Raw genomic sequence first — 17,789 nt, 5'->3', positions numbered from 1 at the left:
CGCTCCTTTTCTATAATATTTCCATTAATGTCTTTGCTTTATTTAATGTTTCTTGGTATTCACTTGCAGGATCTGAACCTGCAACAATTCCCGCTCCGGCTTGTAGATATGCTTTTTGGTCTTTGATAATTAGGGACCGAATCGCCAAGGCTATATTTATATCCCCGTTAAAGTTGATATAGCCAATCCCCCCGCCATAAGCGCCACGTTTTTTCACTTCCAATTCGGCAATAATTTGCATCGCACGAGCTTTCGGTGACCCTGAAACCGTCCCTGCAGGTAGGCAGGTAATTAAAGCGTCTAGACTGGTATGGTTTTCAAGGAGTTTCCCTTTTACCTCCGAGACAATATGCATCACATGCTGGTATTTCTCAATTTCCATATAAGTTGGTGTCATAATGCTTGTCGGCTCACAAATTTGCAGAAGTTCACTTTTACTTAATGCAACAAGCATTTTATGTTCAGAGAGCTCTTTTTCATCAGAAAGCAATTCTTTTTCTAGCGCTTCATCTTCCGCTGTTGTTTTTCCTCTTGGTCTTGTTCCTGCGATCGGATTCGTAATGACCTTATTTCCGATTGTTTGCACTAAGCTTTCTGGTGAAGCACCAAGAATGAGATATTCTTCAAAATCGATTAAAAACATATATGGTGATGGATTTACTTTTCTTAATGTTTGGTAGAAAGCAAAAGGAAACCTAAAACTCTTATCAATCGTTGCTGTCATCCGCTGGGATAAAACAACTTGAAGAACTTCTCCGTTCAAAATATATTCTTTTGCCTGCCGAATTTTTTCCTTGAATTCTACTTCTGAGATTTCTGATCGGAAATCAATTGCTTTATAATCATCTTCATAGGTCTTATCACTTTTTTTGACCACTGTTTTTAACTGTTCTAACCTCTCGTCAAAAGTGTCAACTTGGTATTCGGTTGCTTCGATTACAATGAGATAGATTTCTTTATTGAGATGATCAAAAACAATTAAATCCTGGAAAAGCATAAAGTGAACATCGGGCATTTTAATGTCATCCTGTAATGAATGACTGAAGTCCATCTCATTTTGGAGCGCGTCATAGCCGACGTACCCGACTGCCCCACCGTAAAATGGTACTGGGATCGGTAATTCAAGTTTCGGCAAATACTGTTTTAAAAAATCTATCGCGTGTACATCCTCTAACCTCGTTTCTTTTGATTGGGAATTTCTTATCATTGTCTTCTTGCCGTTACTAATTACTTCCTCATATGGATTCACACCTAGAAACGAGAACTTCCCTTTTGTCTCATGCTTTGTCGTACTCTCTAAAAGAAACTTTTTCTTCCCTGTAAAATGACTCCAAACATCAATTGGTGTAATACCTTCAGCAGCTACTCTTTCGTAATGATAAGCTTTCTTTGTTTTTTGCATCTGTCGCCCTCCTTTTTTAGAAAATAAAAAAGCCCTCTATAAACACAATCAACATGTGTTTATAGAGGGCGTATTTGCGCGCGGTGCCACCTCAACTTAGGAAGAATGTATCTTCCTATCTTCTTCAGGTACGGATTCAGTCAAGCCGAAGCGATACCCTATCCGTGTAACGGCGGAACTCCGTGTTTTCCTACTCATGTACATACATTTTAAGAAAACCTCTCGTAAGTCCATTCAACAATAAGTAATGTGCTGGAATCTCACCTCCACCAGCTCTCTTTAACACTACAACAATTGTTTACTCCTCTTACTTAGCGATTTAGAGATATTTAATTACGATAAACATTCAATGCTAAAGACGACAAAAATCCCTCATCCGAAAAAGGACGAGGGACCGTGGTACCACCTTTATTAGCTAAAATAGCTCACTTTATAAGTACCAAGTTTACTTGATACTTTACCTCTGATAACGAAGAGGTGATTTCGCCAAAGCCTACTTAAACAAGTGTCTTTCAGTTTGGAAGCTCAGAAGTCCATTCATTTATCCGACCACACTAGTTTTCACCATCCACTAGCTCTCTATAGTGTCCAAATAAATTACTACTCTCCGTCATTGCTTTGCTATAAATTTATTAAAGATAAGATTATGACAATTGAAACTAATTGTCAAGTGTTTTTTAAAATTAATTTCAAAATAGCTCAAACTTTAAATGTTTAACTTTCCAATATCAATATTACCGCCACTTAACACACAAACTACATGTTTATCTTGGACTCCTAGCTTTCCACTGATTGCTGCTGCAACTGAAACTGCTCCAGATGGCTCAATCAACTGCTTCATTCTTTCTAAAACAAGTTGCTGTGCTTGCTTGATTTCTTTTTCAGTAACAAGAACGATTTCATCAATATATTCCTGAACTATTGGAAAAGTCATATAGCCTGGCACTAGAGTACGGAGCCCGTCCGCAATCGTATTTGGCGCAGCAATTTCAGTTAATTTTTCATTTTTCAAAGAAAGATAGGTATCATTCGCTAATTCCGGTTCTACGCCAATTACTTTTATTTTAGGATTCGATTGTTTAATAGCAGTCAAAACTCCAGCAATTAAGCCACCACCGCCAATTGGGACAACGACAATATCTGCATGTGGGACTTGCTCGAGAATTTCGAGTCCAACTGTACCTTGGCCTGCGATGATTCGTTTATCATTATATGGAGGGATAAAGACGCCTCCACGTTCCTTCGCTAGATCTTCAGCTCTTTGAATTCTCTCTTCTGACGTATATCCACATTTCTCGATTGTTCCGCCATATGCTTCAATCGCTTTTTGCTTACTTGGATTCACGTCTTCTGGAACAACAATTGTAGCTGGTATTCCGAAGTGATTTGCCATATAAGCAACCGCTTGGCCATGGTTTCCACTTGATGCCGCAGTTAGGAAAGGCGCTTTTTCTTTAGCCATTTCACTTACCATATTAGCTGCTCCACGGATTTTAAATGAACCTGTTTTCTGTAAATGTTCTGCTTTAAAATATAAATGATTGCCGCTTAACTCACTAAGTTGTTTTGATTCAAGAACTGGTGTTGTATGAATAATGTCGGCTATCTCTTTTTTTGCCTGTAAAATATCTTGTAAATTAATCACGCATAATCCTCTCCCCTACATAATTTCTATACTTCTATTAAAACGATTTTAATCATTTGCGTCCAATTTAAATGATTATCATTTGACTATCGATTCCCACTTATTTATCATTCTAGCAAAGTACTTTATTAATGATGAAAGGGTTGAATAACATGGAAAAATATATTTATGGAAATACACCAACCTTCCTTGGAGCGAAAAACCTTTCGAAAAGTAAAAATTATGAAGATGTTGATGCGATTGTCTATGGTGTGCCTTGGGAGGGTGCCGTCACTTGGGGTGATTATACGGGATGTGAACTCGGACCAAAAGTAATGCGAATAACATCTGAACGTTATAGTGGCTATTTACCAGAATTAAATCATATCGATGTTTTTGAGCATCTAAAAATTGGAGATATCGGTGACTTTGACCTTGTCCCTGCAGACGTTAATGAGACAATGACAAGGATTACCAACTACACGAGTGAGTTATGGAAAACAGGTAAATTTCTAATTGGACTCGGTGGAGACCATGGGATCACTTTCCCTATCGTTAAAGCACTTGCTGAAGAAGGGAAAAAAGTTGGGATCATTCATTTGGATGCACATTACGATAATCTTCCTTCACATAATGGCGATGAGTATGCACGTTGTAGCCCATTTGCAAGACTTTATGAACAAGAAGGTGTTCGTAATGAAAGTATTATTCATACTGGAATTCACGGGCCGAGAAATGAGCCGCAAGCTGGAAGAAATGCACGTGATGCAGGAGCAGTGACGGTTACGATTAATGATATTCGGAATCATCCTGACTTAAAGCAACTTGCACGCGAACTTTATGATTTGGCGAGTACAGATGTCGATGTTGTCTATTTAAGTATTTGTAGTGATGTATTGGATTTTGCCTTTAACCCAGGTGGACCTGTTGATGGGAATGGACTTACTTCTTTTGAGTTACTAACACTTGTCCATGAAATTTCGAAGTTTGGTGTCGTGGGAATGGATTTTGTCGAAGTTTATCCACAACAAGATTCCAATCAAAATTCTGCACATTTTGTTTCAACTGTTATTTTATATGCACTTGCAGGCCTTATTGAACATCGTAAGGACAATTAGTGACAATCGATAATTTATGTGACAGCTGCCCAAGTTTTCCCGTATACTGGAAGTAGAAGAAATTAGGGGGAGTTACATGGAAGAAATGATTTTTAGATACATGGATACCATTCGAGATTATACGATTGAAAAAATTAAGGAGATCCCGGAAGATAGAGCAGATATAATTCCAGCAGGGTTTACAAACAATATTCGCTGGAATATCGGTCATATTGCTTTTATTCAAGATAGGGTTATTTTTCATCAGCAAGGAGCACAAATGGGTGTGCCAAAGCTATATAAATTACTTTTTGCACCAGGCTCAAGCCCTGCAAATTGGCAATTCCCTACGCCTTCCTTAGACGAGCTATGTGAAGAACTGCATAGCCAAAAAGCAAGGATTAGAGAATTCCTAACAGGCAGACTCGATGAAAAATTAGACCCACCGTTTACAAATGGAATCGGATTAACCTTCTACACAGTCGGCGAATGCCTACAATTCAGCTTTTACCATGAAGCATTGCATATGGAAGTAATTAAGCGGATTAACCAGGCTTTGAGATAGTGAGCATTTAAGCATTGATGTTTTGAAATCTATTAAAAAGCTGCAAAAGCTGAAGTTCACAGTGAAGTCGCCGAAGTTCACTGGAAAGTCGCCCAAGTTCACAAGAGACTTGCCTAAAGTTCACAATTAGTTCGCCCAAGTTCACAATTAATCATGATTTGATACGACTTTTTTAATAAAAAAAAGTAAAAAACCTTCCCTCGGGTTGTCAATCTAAACTCTAGCTTTAGATTGACACCCGTTGAGAAGGTTTTTTATTATCTAGGATTACGACACATCCCAGGAATAAGAAAAATATCAATAAACATCCAAATCCATAAAAATATCAAAGGAATATACCCGATGAAAATCCATGCCGTTCCCCAACCGATAACTCCTAAAAGCAACATCATAATTCCAGTAAATATTCTACCTGTATACATGCGGTGAAGCCCAAAGTGGCCGAAAATAATCCATAAAATATATGCAATAACAATGTTTTTTTGATACATCATCTTACCTCCATATTCACATGTTCCCTACCCATAATTAGAGTATGTCAAAACATATGAAAAACAACAAGCAATTGCGGATGTCAAAGAAGTTTATCTTTCGAGAGAATCACGCCATCTTCATCAGCATAAACATAATCACCCGGATTCCATCTTACATTTCCAAAAGCAAAACTTACATTGCGCTTGCCAATTCCATTTTTTCTACTTTTTAATGGATTTGTTCCGAGAGCAAATACCCCGACATCCATTGTTGCAATATCTGCGGAATCACGAATGCACCCATTTATAATCACGCCTGCTAGGTTGCGCTTTTCAATAATCCCTGCAAGCCTGTCACCCATCAATGCACAGTTCATCGAGCCACCGCCATTTACTACGATAACAGATCCAGCTGGTACGCTTTCCAGTGCTTCTTCAAACAATACATTATCTTCGTAAACATGAACCGTTTCAATTTTTCCAGCAAAGCGTTTTTTCTTACCAAAAGATCGAAAAGGTGTCTGACATACTTCTAGCTGTTTTGCATAATCATCACACAGGTCGGCTGTTTTAAATGCTTCCATTATTTTTCCCCCTTGTTCTTCCTTTATATTCTTGGGTTGGGTTCCCCTTTAATAAATTCCCATAACCCTTCAAATACCTTCGCATCGTATAAAGACATGATTAAAACCAAGCTAATTGGACCAATAATAAGCCCGACAAGACCAAATAATTGTAACCCTGCAAAGAGAGAAACCAGGATAGCAAGCGGGTTCAACTTCATACTAGATGATAGCACTTTTGGCTCTGCGACTTGTCTTGCAACTACCGTTGACGCATATAAAATTAAAAGACCTACACCTAAGAAAATATCTCCCGTAATAAAGCTATAAATGCTCCACGGAATAATAATGAGACCTGGGCCAAGATATGGTAATAAGTCGATTAGCCCGAGAATGACTGCAATCGTAAACGCTTGGTCAACTCTAAGAATCAATAACCCAATAAAACTAACCAAAGCAGTGAGTACCATCAAAATGACTTGTGAGCGGAAAAATCCAAAAATCTTTGTTTTTAAATCTATAATGACATTCCAAGTTTTTCTGCGGAAAATAGCTGGTAGTTTTTCCTGATAAACCTTTTTATAGTGTTTCGATTCCTTGCTAATGAAATACACAGCGAGCATCGAGAAAATAATTACTGTAAATGTAATTGGTAGCGCGCCGATAAATGACGTCACTCCGTTGGCAACGCTTTGTCCAATGGTACCTAATACTGCAGCGAGGTTGCTTCCGACGATTTGAAAACCTTCTTGCATCACCTGTTGCTGCGAAGTATCAAGGGTATCAAGAAAACCGATTCCTTGAATCCATAATGGCAAAACGACTTCATTAAAATAACTTTGTACGTTCCCCGAGATTACTTCAATTTGATTTGGGATATACTCTGATAAATAGATAATCCCATCCACCGTTAATTTTACTAGTACGGTTAAAATACTACCGATAACGCCAATTAAAAATAAGATTCCCATCAAGATGGCGAGAGGTCTTGGAAAACGCAAATATTTTTCAAATAATTTTACGATCGGTTGAATAAAAAATGCAAATAACCCTGCAATTAAGAAAGGATATGTGAGCCTTATAAAATGAAAGAGCAAAAACAATCCAATTACTGTAACGAGGAGAACGATTAGAATGCGAAAAATGATTTGAATGTTTGGATGGTTCAAAGGCTGACACTTCCCTTCAATTATTTTACATATATTTAAATTATTCTTACTTTTATATGTTCTATCGTATCATAATTCAGCTTAAAACTACATTTTTAAAAGGCGAGTTCATGTAAAATTTTCTTAACTTGTGAAAGATGTTTAACAACTCTTTAAAAGTGGATTTACCCTGTTGGAATGGTCGTTAATCTTATTTTATTTCGTGTGGGAAAAGGTTGGCTTAAAAATTTTAAATAAAGTCTTTACATCTTTTGTAGAAGCTTGTAGAATAGAGAATGGTTAAACTAAAGTTTAATTATTAAACATAAGTTTTCAAAAGGAGGCAAGAGCATGCGCGATGCAGAAAAAACCCCTTTAAATAAGAATGAAAAGAAATTATACGAATTAATTAAACAAGACCCTTTTATTAGCCAACAAGCACTGGCAGATGAAATGAATTTATCCCGCCCATCCGTTGCGAATATGATTTCAGCTATGGTTCAAAAAGGATATATTCTTGGAAAAGCATATATTTTAAATGAAGGCCAACAGGTCATTTGTATTGGTGGCGCGAACGTCGATCGGAAGTTTTATCTAAAAGATTCTATCCAGATGGAAACGTCGAATCCAATTCGCTCTGAACAAAGTGCAGGTGGTGTCGCTCGGAATATCGCAGAAAATATTGGTAGACTCGGACTCGACACAACTTTACTTACAGCTGCTGGAAAGGATCCTGACTGGACGTTTATTGAAGAAGTATCCGCTCCTTACATGAATCTTGATCAAGTCAATCAATTTTTAAATGAATCAACAGGCTCGTATACTGCGGTTATTGATGACGCGGGAGATTTGGTTGTCGCACTTGCCGATATGGACGTTTTCGAAAAAATATCCTCAGAATATATGATGTCCAAGGTGAATTTATTAACACAGGCAAAAATGATTATCGCAGATTTGAATTGTCCGAAAGAAACGTTAGAGCAGCTCGTTATTTATGCAAAACATCATCAAGTTCCGCTAGCATTCATCACGGTTTCCACTCCAAAAATGAAACATATGCCAGAAAATCTCGAGAGTTTATCTTGGTTGATCACGAATGTGGATGAGACTGAAGCATTTTTCAAGGGAACGATTGCAACGGAGGAAGATTGGAAAACAGCTGTTCAAGATTGGTTAGATATGGGTATTGAAAATGTAATCATTACGAATGGTAGTGAAGGCGCGATGGTTGGGAATAATGAGGAAGGAATTCATCATGTTCCAGCCGTTAAAGCGGACAAAGTCATTGATGTGACTGGCGCTGGAGATGCTTTTTCATCGGCGGTATTATTTTCTTGGTTAAATAACAAGCGTTTGACAGAGATTGCCCATATTGGAGCAGTCCACGCAGCAAAAACAATTGCATCACCCTATACCGTTAGACAAGATTTATCAGCAACACAATTACAAAAAGACATGGAGGAAACAAAATGAAAGAATATATCGTTTTATCAAAAGAAGTTCAGGAAGCAAAGGATGCTGGAAAACCAATTGTTGCACTAGAATCTACTATTATTTCTCACGGAATGCCATACCCGCAAAACGTTGAAACTGCACGTGCTGTCGAAACAATCATTCGTGAAAATGGAGCCGTTCCTGCAACGATTGCTCTTATTGATGGGAAAATTAAAATTGGATTAACAGATGAAGAATTAGAAGCTTTTGGAAATAGTGATGATGTTGCGAAGGTTTCGCGTCGTGATTTCCCTTATATTCTTGCGACTCGAAAAATGGGAGCAACAACGGTTGCAGCAACAATGATTGCCGCTGCACTAGCTGATATTAAGGTTTTTGCAACTGGTGGAATCGGTGGGGTTCACCGTGGTGCGGAAACAACAATGGATATTTCTGCGGACTTGGAAGAACTTGCGCAAACAGATGTTGCAGTTGTATGTGCTGGAGCAAAATCAATTCTCGATTTGGGATTAACCATGGAATACCTTGAAACAAAAGGTGTGCCTGTGATTGGTTATGAAACAGATACTTTGCCAGCATTCTTTAGTAGAGAAAGTAATTTTCCAGTGAATTTCCGTGCAGATGATGTTTCAGTAATCGCTGCGACACTGAAAACGAAATGGAAATTAGATCTTCATGGCGGAGCAGTTATTGCTAACCCGATTCCTGTAGAAAATGAAATCCCGCGTGCTGAAATCGATTCTATTATTGATCAAGCAATCGCAGAAGCGGAAGAAAATAATATTCAAGGAAAAGATGCTACCCCATTCCTTCTAGCAAAAGTAAAAGAACTGACAGAAGGAAAAAGTCTTGAAGCTAATATTGCATTAGTTAAAAATAATGCTAAAGTTGGCGCACAAATCGCTGTGGCTTTAGAAAAATAAATTTTAATTATGTACGAGAAAACAGTCCCGCTACATTTTGGTAGTGGGACTGCTTTTTTATGTTATTTTTCTAGAAGTTCCATGATGTTTTTTTCTGCCTGAGGATGACGTAATTTTCTTCTGGCTTCTTTTGCCCAGCCCTTTACAGCTTCGACGGAGACATTTTCCTTCTCGGCAATTTCTTTTAATGATATGTCTTCAATAATATAGTATTGCACCCACTTCCACTGTTTTTCTGTTAAAAGTTCTCTAATTTGCATCCAGAGGTGGCTGTTGTCTGTGAGGTGCTCTGTAATGATGTCTTTTTGTGGTTCGGTGTTAGTTGAATTTTGGTAATTTGCTCGGTCTAATGTTTCTTCCTCTTCTGTTGCCATTGGTGTTTCTTTGTTTATTCTCCGACTTTCCTTCCGAATCAAATCAATTAAACGACGATGAATAATAAAATTAAAATAGGTTGAAAGTGGCCCTTTATCTGGCTGGTATTTTTTATATGCACTCCACATGGCAATTAGCCCCTCCTGATAAAATTCCTGGTGCGGATCCTGAATCCTTAACTTATGAAGATGATAATGAATCCGCCGCTCATTCTGCTCAACAATCTCCTCAAACGAAAACCCCTTCATAAAATCCCCCCTACCAAATACATCCTCACCCCTATAATCGAAAACCAACTCGGAAAGGGGGTGAATGAAACATGGGGACGGTTCTCATGTTGCAATGAATGCAACGCGAGAACCGTCCCCATGTTTCACTTTTCTTCTAGATCGACTGGCCAGTGTTGTTGTTTTTCGGCCATTTCCCAGAACATGTATTCAAATAGGCTTGTTTTTACTACGATTTCTTCTAATTCTTTTAGATCACGTTCTGGTTTTCCTTCGGTTATTTCATTGATGAGCGTTTTACAGTCCTCGGCTAATGCTGTGAAGCCGTCTGAGGAATACATTCTCACCCAATGTCCGTAAAATTCATGCTCCAATGCGCCGTCCCATTTGGCTAATTCTTTTCCAATAAAATTATAGCTCCAAGCACAAGCCAAAACGGATGCAACGACATTTTCAACTCCGCCTCGCTGCGATACGTTTAGCATATAGCTTGTGTATGCAGTCGTTGTTGCTGCTGTCTCTGTTTCCTCAAGTTCTTCATGCGTTATTCCAAATCTACTTGCATATTGGCGGTGTAAATCCATTTCCATGTTCAATGTTCCATCAAGTAGCTTTGCAAAAACGGACATCGTTTTTAAGTCAGGCGCTTTTGCACTTCCGAGAGCAAATAAACGAGAGTATTCAATTAAATAAACATAATCTTGGTTCAACCAATGTTTAAATTTATCCTGCTCCAGCCAACCTTCTCCGAGCCCTTTCACAAATGGATGCTCTAAATATGATTCCCAAATCGGTTCAACTTTGTCCCATAATCGATCTGTAAATTGTTTACTCATTATTTTTCCTCCTAATTTTTTTGATAATGCATTAGAACTTGATTCGAACAGGATCACCTCTTTTGACTAGGAAAAGAAAACACAAAAAACCCCATCACTAGAGTACTAGAAATGGGGTTAGCAATTTATAAATAAATTCAGCTAGATTTCTTCATCCACTTCCCTACGCTAGCGTTAACTAGATCAGGTTCGAAGGGTCGATTACACATCTCTCAGCATTTCCATGCTCCCCTAGTCGATTCTTTAATATTCACTTAACACATACCATTATAGACATAGCGACATGAGCAAAGCAAGGAGATTGAAACATGGGGACGGTTCTCTTGTTTCAATTAATGCAACATGAGAACCGTCCCCATGTTTCACTAAATTTGTAGTTTATTTGAATTATGTTAGGGAAAGGCTAATTGTGGGTAGTACTATTGGTTGGTCAAAATAAATGGAGGGAGGTTTTTTGGTGAAGGAGTCTGAAAATAGACAAGAGCATGAAAATCCTGAAGAGGAACTTTCTTTTAAGAGTGCTTTGTATTCGTCTGTTTTATTTGTAGGTGGAGGAATTGTTTTGTTTTGGTTTCTATTATTTATCGCTTTTTCCCTAAGAGTATAAGGAGGTAAAAATAATATGCATCGTTATGAAAAGATTTGGCTCACATTAGCAGCTGCAATGTTGGTAATTGCAGTTGTATACAGTGGTTATCAAACCTTTGCACTTGGGCACGGACCCCCGAGCGGAGTTGGAACGATTGATCCAGAAAATGTAGAGAATACTGCTCCATTTGATAATCCAGGTGTATTTGAAGTAGGTGAAAATGAATATGAGGTTGTTATGATTGTAAGGGCTTTCTCTTTTGAACCTAGTGAAGTAGTCGTTCCTGCTGGTTCTACTGTTAATTTTATAATGACTTCTCCAGATGTTATCCATGGTTTTCAGGTAATTGATACAAATATTAATGCGATGGTCATGCCAGGACATGTTCAGGAGGCCTCACAAACATTCAATGAACCTGGTGAATATTTGGCTGTGTGTAATGAATATTGTGGAGCGGGACACCAGATGATGAGTATGACAATTACTGTTGAATAGGAGGGTTGCAATTGGAAGCGACTACGACACTTCGAACGAAATTAGATTCTGTATCTGGAAAAAGATCAGAAGATTCACGGATTACATTAACTTATTTTTCCATAGCATTTCTTACAATAATTATCGGAGGATTTTTTGGTTTACTGCAAGTGTTAAATCGGGCAGGCTATCTTGAACTTCCTGCTTGGCTAGATTACTATCAAGTATTAACTGCACACGGGGTATTACTAGTCTTAGTATTCTCTGTGCTATTTGTGTTTGGTTATTTTTATGCTGTACTTTCACATACAACGGACGGCTTACTTCCTATTGTAAGAAAAATGGGCTGGGCAGCATTAGGCATTATGCTCGTCGCTGTAGTTTTTGTTGTCACAACAATTCTAAATGGAACAGCCTCTGTCATGTATACTTTTTATGCACCAATGCAGGCTTCTCCTTGGTTTTATGTGGGGCTCTTCATTCTTGTTGTGGGAATTTGGACGGCTGCATTCAGCGGGTTTATTCAAATAGCCAAGTGGAGAAAAAGAAACAAAGGAAAACATATCCCAATTCTTGCGTTTTTTGCGATGGGTGTTTTTACGCTTATGTTTTTTGGGAGTCTTGGTGTAACCGCAGAAGTTTTAATGCTTATTCCTTGGGCTTTTGGCTGGACAGAAACGATTAATGTCATGCTTAGTAGAACGTTATTCTGGAGCTTTGGACATACATTTGTAAACATTTGGTATTTAACAGCTGTTTCTGTTTGGTATGTAGTCGTTCCGAAAATTATTGGTGGTCGATTATTTAGTGATACATTAATTAGAGTTGTCGTTATTTTATTAGTTATTGCAAATATCCCTGGTGGTTTTCACCATCAGATTGTTGACCCTGGAATGTCAGAAGGTGTGAAACTTATTCACGCAGGAATGAGTATGGTAATTGGTTTCCCTTCTTTGATGACTGCCTATGCGATGTTTTATGTATTTGACCGAACAGGAAGGAAAAAAGGTTCAAAGAGCATCTTTGGTTGGGTAAAGAAAATGCCATGGGGTGACGTTCGTTTTCTCGCTCCAATGATTGCAATGATTGCATTTATTCCAGGTGGTGCAGGTGGAATTGCACAAAATGCCAACCAGCTGAACCAAGTCGTCCATAATACTTTATGGGTTGTCGGACATTTCCATCTAACTGTTGGTGTTACTGCAGTGCTCACCTTTTTCGGTGTGGTATATTGGTTAATTCCATACCTTTCAAAACGTGTGCTTACTCCACAAATGAATCGATTAGGTGTTATTCAAACTATATTCTGGGCGGCAGGTATGTTAATTATGACGACTGGAATGCATAGTGTTGGTGTTTTAGGTTCACCACGGAGAACATCCTATTCTACGTATGGAGATAACGCTGTTGCACTAAGTTGGGATCCGTATTTAGTTACGCTAGTGATCGGTGGGACTCTCCTTGCGATCGGCGGAGTATTAATGCTATATATCGTAATCAATTTAATGTTCTTCGCACCAAAAGGACATACAGAATTTCCAATTGGTGAAGTAGAAGACAATGCCAGTACAACACCACTATGGACAGATCGATGGAGCATTTGGATTTCCATCATGATCCTAGTAATCGCATTCGGCTACGTCTTCCCAATCATAGAAATGATCCAACATGCCCCACCAGGCTCCCCACCATTTATAACCTGGTAGCATAACGGGGACATGGCGAGTGAGTGAAACATGGGGACGGTTCTCGTGTTGCAATGCGTGCAACATGAGAACCGTCCGTCCCTCTGTTTCACTCTTTTTTACTTGTTACAACTTTGTTAACCCTCTCAAAAATTGACGTAGGTCAAATATTTAGTTTCTACTATGGTGGTATTATTAACTCACAGACTTGTGAAAGTTTGAACATAACAGAAACTATAGGAGCTGAGTAGATATGATTATGGATTTCCTTAGAGGTAATAAAGTTGTTGCTGGTATTTTAACAGTATTGAGAATATATATTGGATATAAATGGCTTACTGCTGGTTTAGGTAAACTCAAGATGGACACGTTTGATGCAGGTGGGTTTATCATGATGGCTGCAGAAAGCTCAACAACTCCAGCATGGTGGCAATCATTTTTACATACAGTAGCAGTGCCAAATACAGAGCTATTTTCATTTATGGTTATGTGGGGAGAAGTTTTGGTTGGTGCCGCTTTAATTTTAGGAGTATTTACTAACTTCGCAGCCTTAATGGGAATTTCCATGAACTTATCATTTCTTTTCAGTGGTGCAGGATTACTCGATGCACAAATGGCAATTTTGACGGTGTTCATCGTAATCACAGGAACCAACGCCGGCCGATATGGCTTAGATCGCTGGATTCAACCAATTATAAAAAAAGTGATTTTCCAGAAAAAACAATGCAACGAACAAATGGAAAAAGAAGTAGCCGCAGTTTAAATTATAGATGAAGCGTGGGGACGGTTCTCATGTTGCAATGAGTGCAACGCAAGAACCGTCCCCATGTTTCACTTAACTTTTAATGATGAACATGTCCGCCTTTTGAAGGGTTTGTTATCGTAAAACCTGGATTATCTCCTACATAGAAATATTGAATCCATATTCCGTCAAGAAATTCTTCTCGTGAATCAAGCAAGATATCAACTTCTTTATCCGTTTTCACAATCTCATCATGTTCTTTTGGAGTATCAAGATCGATCCCATAATGTGCATGATTTCCGTGCATTTCTGTAATATATACACGAATCATCTTCCCTTGCGCCTCTTCATCTGCTAGTATCTTTTTTAATTCCTTCGCTGCATTCCTATTTATTTTTACTTTCATATTCAAATCTCCAATCTATAAATTTTGTTTTATTATTATCTCATGAATATATAATGAATAGCAACGAGATTGCAACATGAAGGCCACATGAATGCAACATGGGGACGGTTCTCGTGTTGCACTTAATGAAACAGTAGAACCGTCCCCATGTTTCAATTATAATAAACTTCAGGGAGGGATTTTTATGTCGGACTCGTTTTTAGATATTGTTGAGCCTTATATTTTAAGTGATGATAGTTTGTTGAGAGATTTTGCTTTGGATAGTATTAAGAGTGCCAGGATTGGTTCAGAGGAGACTTTTCATTATATTTTGGAAGCGTTGGATAAAGTAGAGCCTAATGCCATGGTGAATAGAGTTTTGCCATACGCTTCAAACATATCTATAACAGAAAGCATGTTAAAAGAACTACTAAAAAGAATTAAATTAGATGACGATAATCAAATTTGGTATATATCACTTCTTTCAAATTGTGACTTTGATTTAATGGTTAAATATCAAGAGGACATTGCTCCATTCGTAAATAAAGATTATCTAGAATCTGTCGTCAGCCTCTATTCCATGGATTCTGTTCAGTTATTTTCCGAAATAGATGATATAGTTCATTCACTAGGAGCTGATTATTTTAATCAACCGCTTTTTAAAATGGGCAAAAAGATTTATAAGGAATTAATTAGACGTGGAGAAATTACTGATTCTTATATACAAGGAATTGATGCTTCGATTAAAAAGGAATCCAAAAAAGAATTTATCACCTATGAGGGAATTTATAAAATATATCTAGCTGGTGAGTTAGAGAATACAACATCAATACTTCCTACTCTCGCTGGACTTCTTTTACGTGGGAATGAAGAGGTTCTATTAGAAGTAGTTACAGAAACTATAATTAAAATCGGTTCACCTGAGATATTCCCTCTTATCGAAAAGTATATATCGCATGAACAAACTTTTTATGAAGCAATCGATATTTTAAAAAACATCAAAGATCCTCGTGCAGAAGAAATACTTTTACATCATTTCGACTTGGTTACAAATATAACAGCTAAAACGCTTATTGCTGACTCCTTATGCTATCAACTTTCAAAGAAATCTATTACTAAAGTAGGCCAACTTGTGGAAGATGGCTACGATAGCGGGGTACTTGATTTGAAAGAATCTTTATATGCAAATTGCATGATAAACGGTATAGAACACCCAAAACTTCCTAAATGGAAAGATGAAATTTCACAAAAATACAACGATCTTAGCCCTATGATCACCACAATACAACCCAAAAAAGTAGGCCGCAACGAACCTTGCAGCTGTGGCAGCGGTAAAAAATACAAAAAATGCTGCGGAAAGTGAAATATAGGGACGGTTCTCGCGTTGCACTGACTGCAACATGAGAACCGTCCCCATGTTGCATACCCATCTTTCACGCTCGATGAACTAAGCTAGTGGAGACTCCGAGGATTCTTGCTGTTTGTCTTTGGGAGATTCCTTTGATGGTTTTGAGTTTTCTTAGGTAGGTGTCTCTTTCTGATTTGGGAAGTGTTTTGATTTGAGGGATTGTTATTGGTCCTAAGATTTCTTTGAAGATAGCCCGAGCTTCGTCATCGGTTAGTCTTAGATGATAGGTATTTTCTAAACAAGAATCATTGTTTACTCGTTCGTTGAACTCTTTGAATCTCGCGCGCGCATCTTTTAAATTGTTAGAAAGTAAGTCTAAAATAATATGATAATCGAGCAGTCCCGACGGGTAACAAGCTTCACCATAATAGCCATTACAGCTGCTCCACTCCCATTGATCTACTCGCTTCGTGATGCCTGCCTTTACTGGGTTTTGGTGGATATACCTGACGACAGTAAATAAATATCTTCTCGACTCCACATTCTCACTGCGATAACGATCTTGAAATAAATGACCAGTCGTTCGGTACTTGGTATTGTAATAATGAGCATAACTCACACTAATTCGCTTGAGTGTAGAGGATATTTCTTCACTTCCTTCCTGTAATAATAAGTGCACATGATTATTCATCAAGCACCACGCTAAAACTTTCATCTTGGAGAGGTTTTTAAATCGGTGGAGGGTTTCTAGAAAACGCATATTATCATCTGAATCATGGAAGATTTCTTGTTGATTCGCTCCCCGATAAATCACATGATAGATATCACTGCGGCTTTTCGTTCTTGGCATTCGAGGCATATTTTCACCACTCACTTTACTAGTTTTTGTATTTGAGGAAACACATAGAGGACAATCTATCTATAAGATAAACTATCATTTATCAGTAGTCAAAAGCACACTGCACCCGCAAAATACAATTATCACACCTAGAAAACTCGTGAAAATACATCCTCACAGTAAATCTCACAAGAAAAAACACAATTCACCAAAATTTCATCTATCAAAAAACGATAACCTACATATTAAATTATTTTTAGTGAAACATGGGGACGGTTCTCGCGTTGCAGTCAGTGCAACACGAGAACCGTCCCCATGTTTCATTTTTATTCTTCTGTGTTTCCTTCGGGTGGGATTGGGTTTTCTTTTAGGATGTTGGCAAGGTGGACGAGGTTGTGGCTGGCGATTTGTGCGTTATTAATCGTGAACTCGTTGTTGTGGCCGTTTGCTTCTATATAAGAAGGCCCTGGACCAGCGTCACCTACCCAATAAGATAGCGGATTAGGTGGTAAGGAAAATCCGAAATGTCCTAGGCTAAAGAGAATATCACGAGCTGCGTGTTTTGCACCATCTTCATTTCCTGTTACGACTGCACCAGCAACTTTATTATAGTAAATTGGCTGTCCTTTTTGATTCGTTTCCGAGCCCGATCCACTAATACGCTCCAATACCATTTTAGCAACACTACTTTTTTCACCAATCCATAAAGGAGTTCCAAAGAGAAGAATATCAGCCTGCTCGATTTTTTCAGCAATTTTCGGCCATTCGTCTCCTTCTCCCATGTCGGCTTCAACACCAAACGCTATATTATAATCAGCTGCACGTACGGTCTCAACTTCTATCCCTTTTTCTTTAAATACATTAATAAACTCCATCATCAGAGCATCTGTATTTGACGGCTCACTCGATTTTTTAAGGGAACAATTTAATACTAAAGCTTTCACTAAAATAGCACTTCCTTTCTTTTCATATATTTTCTCTCTACCCCATTTTGTCGAAATTAATCGTAAACCTCTTTCTATAGGTTTAACGTATCATCA

19 protein-coding genes, 1 riboswitch and 2 other annotated features are annotated in these 17,789 nt (G+C 38.1%); of the genes, 9 read left to right on the top strand and 10 right to left on the bottom strand.

What is annotated here, in order from left to right; genetic code table 11:
• Positions 1 to 10 precede the first annotated feature (10 nt).
• Both trpE and ACXYMZ_RS02655 read right to left on the bottom strand, forming a co-directional pair.
• Positions 11 to 1,402 (bottom strand): anthranilate synthase component I, encoded by a 1,392-nt coding sequence (gene trpE, locus ACXYMZ_RS02660; protein WP_458946805.1) that lies wholly within the window; start codon positions 1,400 to 1,402, stop codon positions 11 to 13.
• Between the two features lie 61 nt (positions 1,403 to 1,463).
• Positions 1,464 to 1,726, bottom strand: a binding site (T-box leader).
• Positions 1,727 to 1,781: 55 nt separating this feature from the next.
• Positions 1,782 to 2,025, bottom strand: a binding site (T-box leader).
• 83 nt (positions 2,026 to 2,108) lie between these two features.
• Positions 2,109 to 3,047: a threonine ammonia-lyase gene (locus ACXYMZ_RS02655; protein WP_458946804.1), complete on the bottom strand. Its 939-nt coding sequence runs from the start codon at positions 3,045 to 3,047 to the stop codon at positions 2,109 to 2,111.
• 152 nt (positions 3,048 to 3,199) lie between these two features.
• Here ACXYMZ_RS02655 and ACXYMZ_RS02650 point away from each other — a divergent pair, with 152 nt between their 5' ends.
• Both ACXYMZ_RS02650 and ACXYMZ_RS02645 read left to right on the top strand, forming a co-directional pair.
• Positions 3,200 to 4,144, top strand: coding sequence for an agmatinase family protein (locus ACXYMZ_RS02650; protein ID WP_458946803.1), 945 nt, complete (start codon positions 3,200 to 3,202; stop codon positions 4,142 to 4,144).
• Positions 4,145 to 4,220: 76 nt separating this feature from the next.
• Positions 4,221 to 4,688 carry a DinB family protein gene (locus ACXYMZ_RS02645; RefSeq protein WP_458946802.1) on the top strand — a complete coding sequence of 156 codons (468 nt, stop codon included), beginning with the start codon at positions 4,221 to 4,223 and terminating at the stop codon, positions 4,686 to 4,688.
• A gap of 257 nt (positions 4,689 to 4,945) precedes the next feature.
• On the opposite strand, the gene ACXYMZ_RS02640 is transcribed toward ACXYMZ_RS02645, so the two are convergent.
• From ACXYMZ_RS02640 to ytvI, 3 genes are all read right to left on the bottom strand, one after another.
• Positions 4,946 to 5,179 carry an NINE protein gene (locus ACXYMZ_RS02640; RefSeq protein WP_458946801.1) on the bottom strand — a complete coding sequence of 78 codons (234 nt, stop codon included), beginning with the start codon at positions 5,177 to 5,179 and terminating at the stop codon, positions 4,946 to 4,948.
• An 83-nt stretch (positions 5,180 to 5,262) separates the two neighbouring features.
• Positions 5,263 to 5,745, bottom strand: a complete 483-nt coding sequence (gene rraA, locus ACXYMZ_RS02635; RefSeq protein WP_458946800.1) for a ribonuclease E activity regulator RraA — start codon at positions 5,743 to 5,745, stop codon at positions 5,263 to 5,265.
• A gap of 23 nt (positions 5,746 to 5,768) precedes the next feature.
• Positions 5,769 to 6,893 carry a sporulation integral membrane protein YtvI gene (ytvI, locus tag ACXYMZ_RS02630; RefSeq protein ID WP_458946799.1) on the bottom strand — a complete coding sequence of 375 codons (1,125 nt, stop codon included), beginning with the start codon at positions 6,891 to 6,893 and terminating at the stop codon, positions 5,769 to 5,771.
• Positions 6,894 to 7,223: 330 nt separating this feature from the next.
• Between ytvI and ACXYMZ_RS02625 the strand changes: the two genes are divergently transcribed.
• The gene (locus ACXYMZ_RS02625) at positions 7,224 to 8,345 is read left to right on the top strand and encodes a carbohydrate kinase (protein ID WP_458946798.1); all 1,122 of its coding nucleotides are present in this window, start codon (positions 7,224 to 7,226) and stop codon (positions 8,343 to 8,345) included.
• On the top strand, positions 8,342 to 9,250 hold the full coding sequence (locus ACXYMZ_RS02620) for a pseudouridine-5'-phosphate glycosidase (protein ID WP_458946797.1): 909 nt from the start codon (positions 8,342 to 8,344) through the stop codon (positions 9,248 to 9,250). The genes ACXYMZ_RS02625 and ACXYMZ_RS02620 overlap by 4 nt, the downstream gene beginning before the upstream one ends.
• Before the next feature lie 62 nt (positions 9,251 to 9,312).
• Here ACXYMZ_RS02620 and ACXYMZ_RS02615 read toward each other — a convergent pair whose 3' ends face one another.
• Positions 9,313 to 9,873 carry a sigma-70 family RNA polymerase sigma factor gene (locus ACXYMZ_RS02615; protein WP_458946796.1) on the bottom strand — a complete coding sequence of 187 codons (561 nt, stop codon included), beginning with the start codon at positions 9,871 to 9,873 and terminating at the stop codon, positions 9,313 to 9,315.
• 125 nt (positions 9,874 to 9,998) lie between these two features.
• On the bottom strand, positions 9,999 to 10,688 hold the full coding sequence (tenA, locus tag ACXYMZ_RS02610) for a thiaminase II (protein WP_458946795.1): 690 nt from the start codon (positions 10,686 to 10,688) through the stop codon (positions 9,999 to 10,001).
• Between the two features lie 143 nt (positions 10,689 to 10,831).
• Positions 10,832 to 10,931: riboswitch (TPP riboswitch) on the bottom strand.
• 214 nt (positions 10,932 to 11,145) lie between these two features.
• On the opposite strand from tenA, the gene ACXYMZ_RS02605 reads away from it, so the two are divergent.
• The 4 genes from ACXYMZ_RS02605 (at position 11,146) to ACXYMZ_RS02590 (ending at position 14,199) form a co-directional block, all read left to right on the top strand.
• Positions 11,146 to 11,295, top strand: a complete 150-nt coding sequence (locus ACXYMZ_RS02605; protein WP_458946794.1) for a cytochrome c oxidase subunit 2A — start codon at positions 11,146 to 11,148, stop codon at positions 11,293 to 11,295.
• A gap of 15 nt (positions 11,296 to 11,310) precedes the next feature.
• A complete protein-coding gene (locus tag ACXYMZ_RS02600) occupies positions 11,311 to 11,772 on the top strand; it encodes a cytochrome c oxidase subunit II (protein WP_458946793.1) in 462 nt (153 codons plus the stop codon).
• Between the two features lie 11 nt (positions 11,773 to 11,783).
• Positions 11,784 to 13,457 (top strand): cbb3-type cytochrome c oxidase subunit I, encoded by a 1,674-nt coding sequence (locus tag ACXYMZ_RS02595; RefSeq protein WP_458946792.1) that lies wholly within the window; start codon positions 11,784 to 11,786, stop codon positions 13,455 to 13,457.
• 232 nt (positions 13,458 to 13,689) lie between these two features.
• Positions 13,690 to 14,199, top strand: a complete 510-nt coding sequence (locus ACXYMZ_RS02590) for a DoxX family protein (RefSeq protein ID WP_458946791.1) — start codon at positions 13,690 to 13,692, stop codon at positions 14,197 to 14,199.
• A 79-nt stretch (positions 14,200 to 14,278) separates the two neighbouring features.
• On the opposite strand, the gene ACXYMZ_RS02585 is transcribed toward ACXYMZ_RS02590, so the two are convergent.
• Positions 14,279 to 14,584, bottom strand: a complete 306-nt coding sequence (locus tag ACXYMZ_RS02585) for an iron-sulfur cluster assembly accessory protein (protein ID WP_458946790.1) — start codon at positions 14,582 to 14,584, stop codon at positions 14,279 to 14,281.
• A gap of 184 nt (positions 14,585 to 14,768) precedes the next feature.
• Between ACXYMZ_RS02585 and ACXYMZ_RS02580 the strand changes: the two genes are divergently transcribed.
• Positions 14,769 to 15,926, top strand: coding sequence for an SEC-C metal-binding domain-containing protein (locus ACXYMZ_RS02580; RefSeq protein ID WP_458946789.1), 1,158 nt, complete (start codon positions 14,769 to 14,771; stop codon positions 15,924 to 15,926).
• 70 nt (positions 15,927 to 15,996) lie between these two features.
• Here the strand turns inward: ACXYMZ_RS02580 and ACXYMZ_RS02575 are convergent, their stop codons facing one another.
• On the bottom strand, positions 15,997 to 16,761 hold the full coding sequence (locus ACXYMZ_RS02575; RefSeq protein WP_458946788.1) for a transposase: 765 nt from the start codon (positions 16,759 to 16,761) through the stop codon (positions 15,997 to 15,999).
• 314 nt (positions 16,762 to 17,075) lie between these two features.
• Entirely contained in the window at positions 17,076 to 17,693 is a 618-nt protein-coding gene (locus tag ACXYMZ_RS02570; protein ID WP_458946787.1) for a flavodoxin family protein, read from the bottom strand.
• Between the last annotated feature and the right edge of the window lie 96 nt (positions 17,694 to 17,789).

The organism is Oceanobacillus sp. CAU 1775 (assembly GCF_054482815.1).
This window is presented reverse-complemented; position numbering and strand designations above follow the sequence as displayed.

Coding starts and splice junctions, on each gene's coding strand:
- trpE (WP_458946805.1), bottom strand. CDS start 1,402: ATGCAAAAAACAAAGAAAGCTTATCATTACGAAAGAGTAGCTGCTGAA.
- ACXYMZ_RS02650 (WP_458946803.1), top strand. CDS start 3,200: ATGGAAAAATATATTTATGGAAATACACCAACCTTCCTTGGAGCGAAA.
- ACXYMZ_RS02645 (WP_458946802.1), top strand. CDS start 4,221: ATGGAAGAAATGATTTTTAGATACATGGATACCATTCGAGATTATACG.
- ACXYMZ_RS02640 (WP_458946801.1), bottom strand. CDS start 5,179: ATGTATCAAAAAAACATTGTTATTGCATATATTTTATGGATTATTTTC.
- rraA (WP_458946800.1), bottom strand. CDS start 5,745: ATGGAAGCATTTAAAACAGCCGACCTGTGTGATGATTATGCAAAACAG.
- ACXYMZ_RS02625 (WP_458946798.1), top strand. CDS start 7,224: ATGCGCGATGCAGAAAAAACCCCTTTAAATAAGAATGAAAAGAAATTA.
- ACXYMZ_RS02620 (WP_458946797.1), top strand. CDS start 8,342: ATGAAAGAATATATCGTTTTATCAAAAGAAGTTCAGGAAGCAAAGGAT.
- ACXYMZ_RS02615 (WP_458946796.1), bottom strand. CDS start 9,873: ATGAAGGGGTTTTCGTTTGAGGAGATTGTTGAGCAGAATGAGCGGCGG.
- tenA (WP_458946795.1), bottom strand. CDS start 10,688: ATGAGTAAACAATTTACAGATCGATTATGGGACAAAGTTGAACCGATT.
- ACXYMZ_RS02600 (WP_458946793.1), top strand. CDS start 11,311: ATGCATCGTTATGAAAAGATTTGGCTCACATTAGCAGCTGCAATGTTG.
- ACXYMZ_RS02590 (WP_458946791.1), top strand. CDS start 13,690: ATGATTATGGATTTCCTTAGAGGTAATAAAGTTGTTGCTGGTATTTTA.
- ACXYMZ_RS02585 (WP_458946790.1), bottom strand. CDS start 14,584: ATGAAAGTAAAAATAAATAGGAATGCAGCGAAGGAATTAAAAAAGATA.
- ACXYMZ_RS02580 (WP_458946789.1), top strand. CDS start 14,769: ATGTCGGACTCGTTTTTAGATATTGTTGAGCCTTATATTTTAAGTGAT.
- ACXYMZ_RS02575 (WP_458946788.1), bottom strand. CDS start 16,761: ATGCCAAGAACGAAAAGCCGCAGTGATATCTATCATGTGATTTATCGG.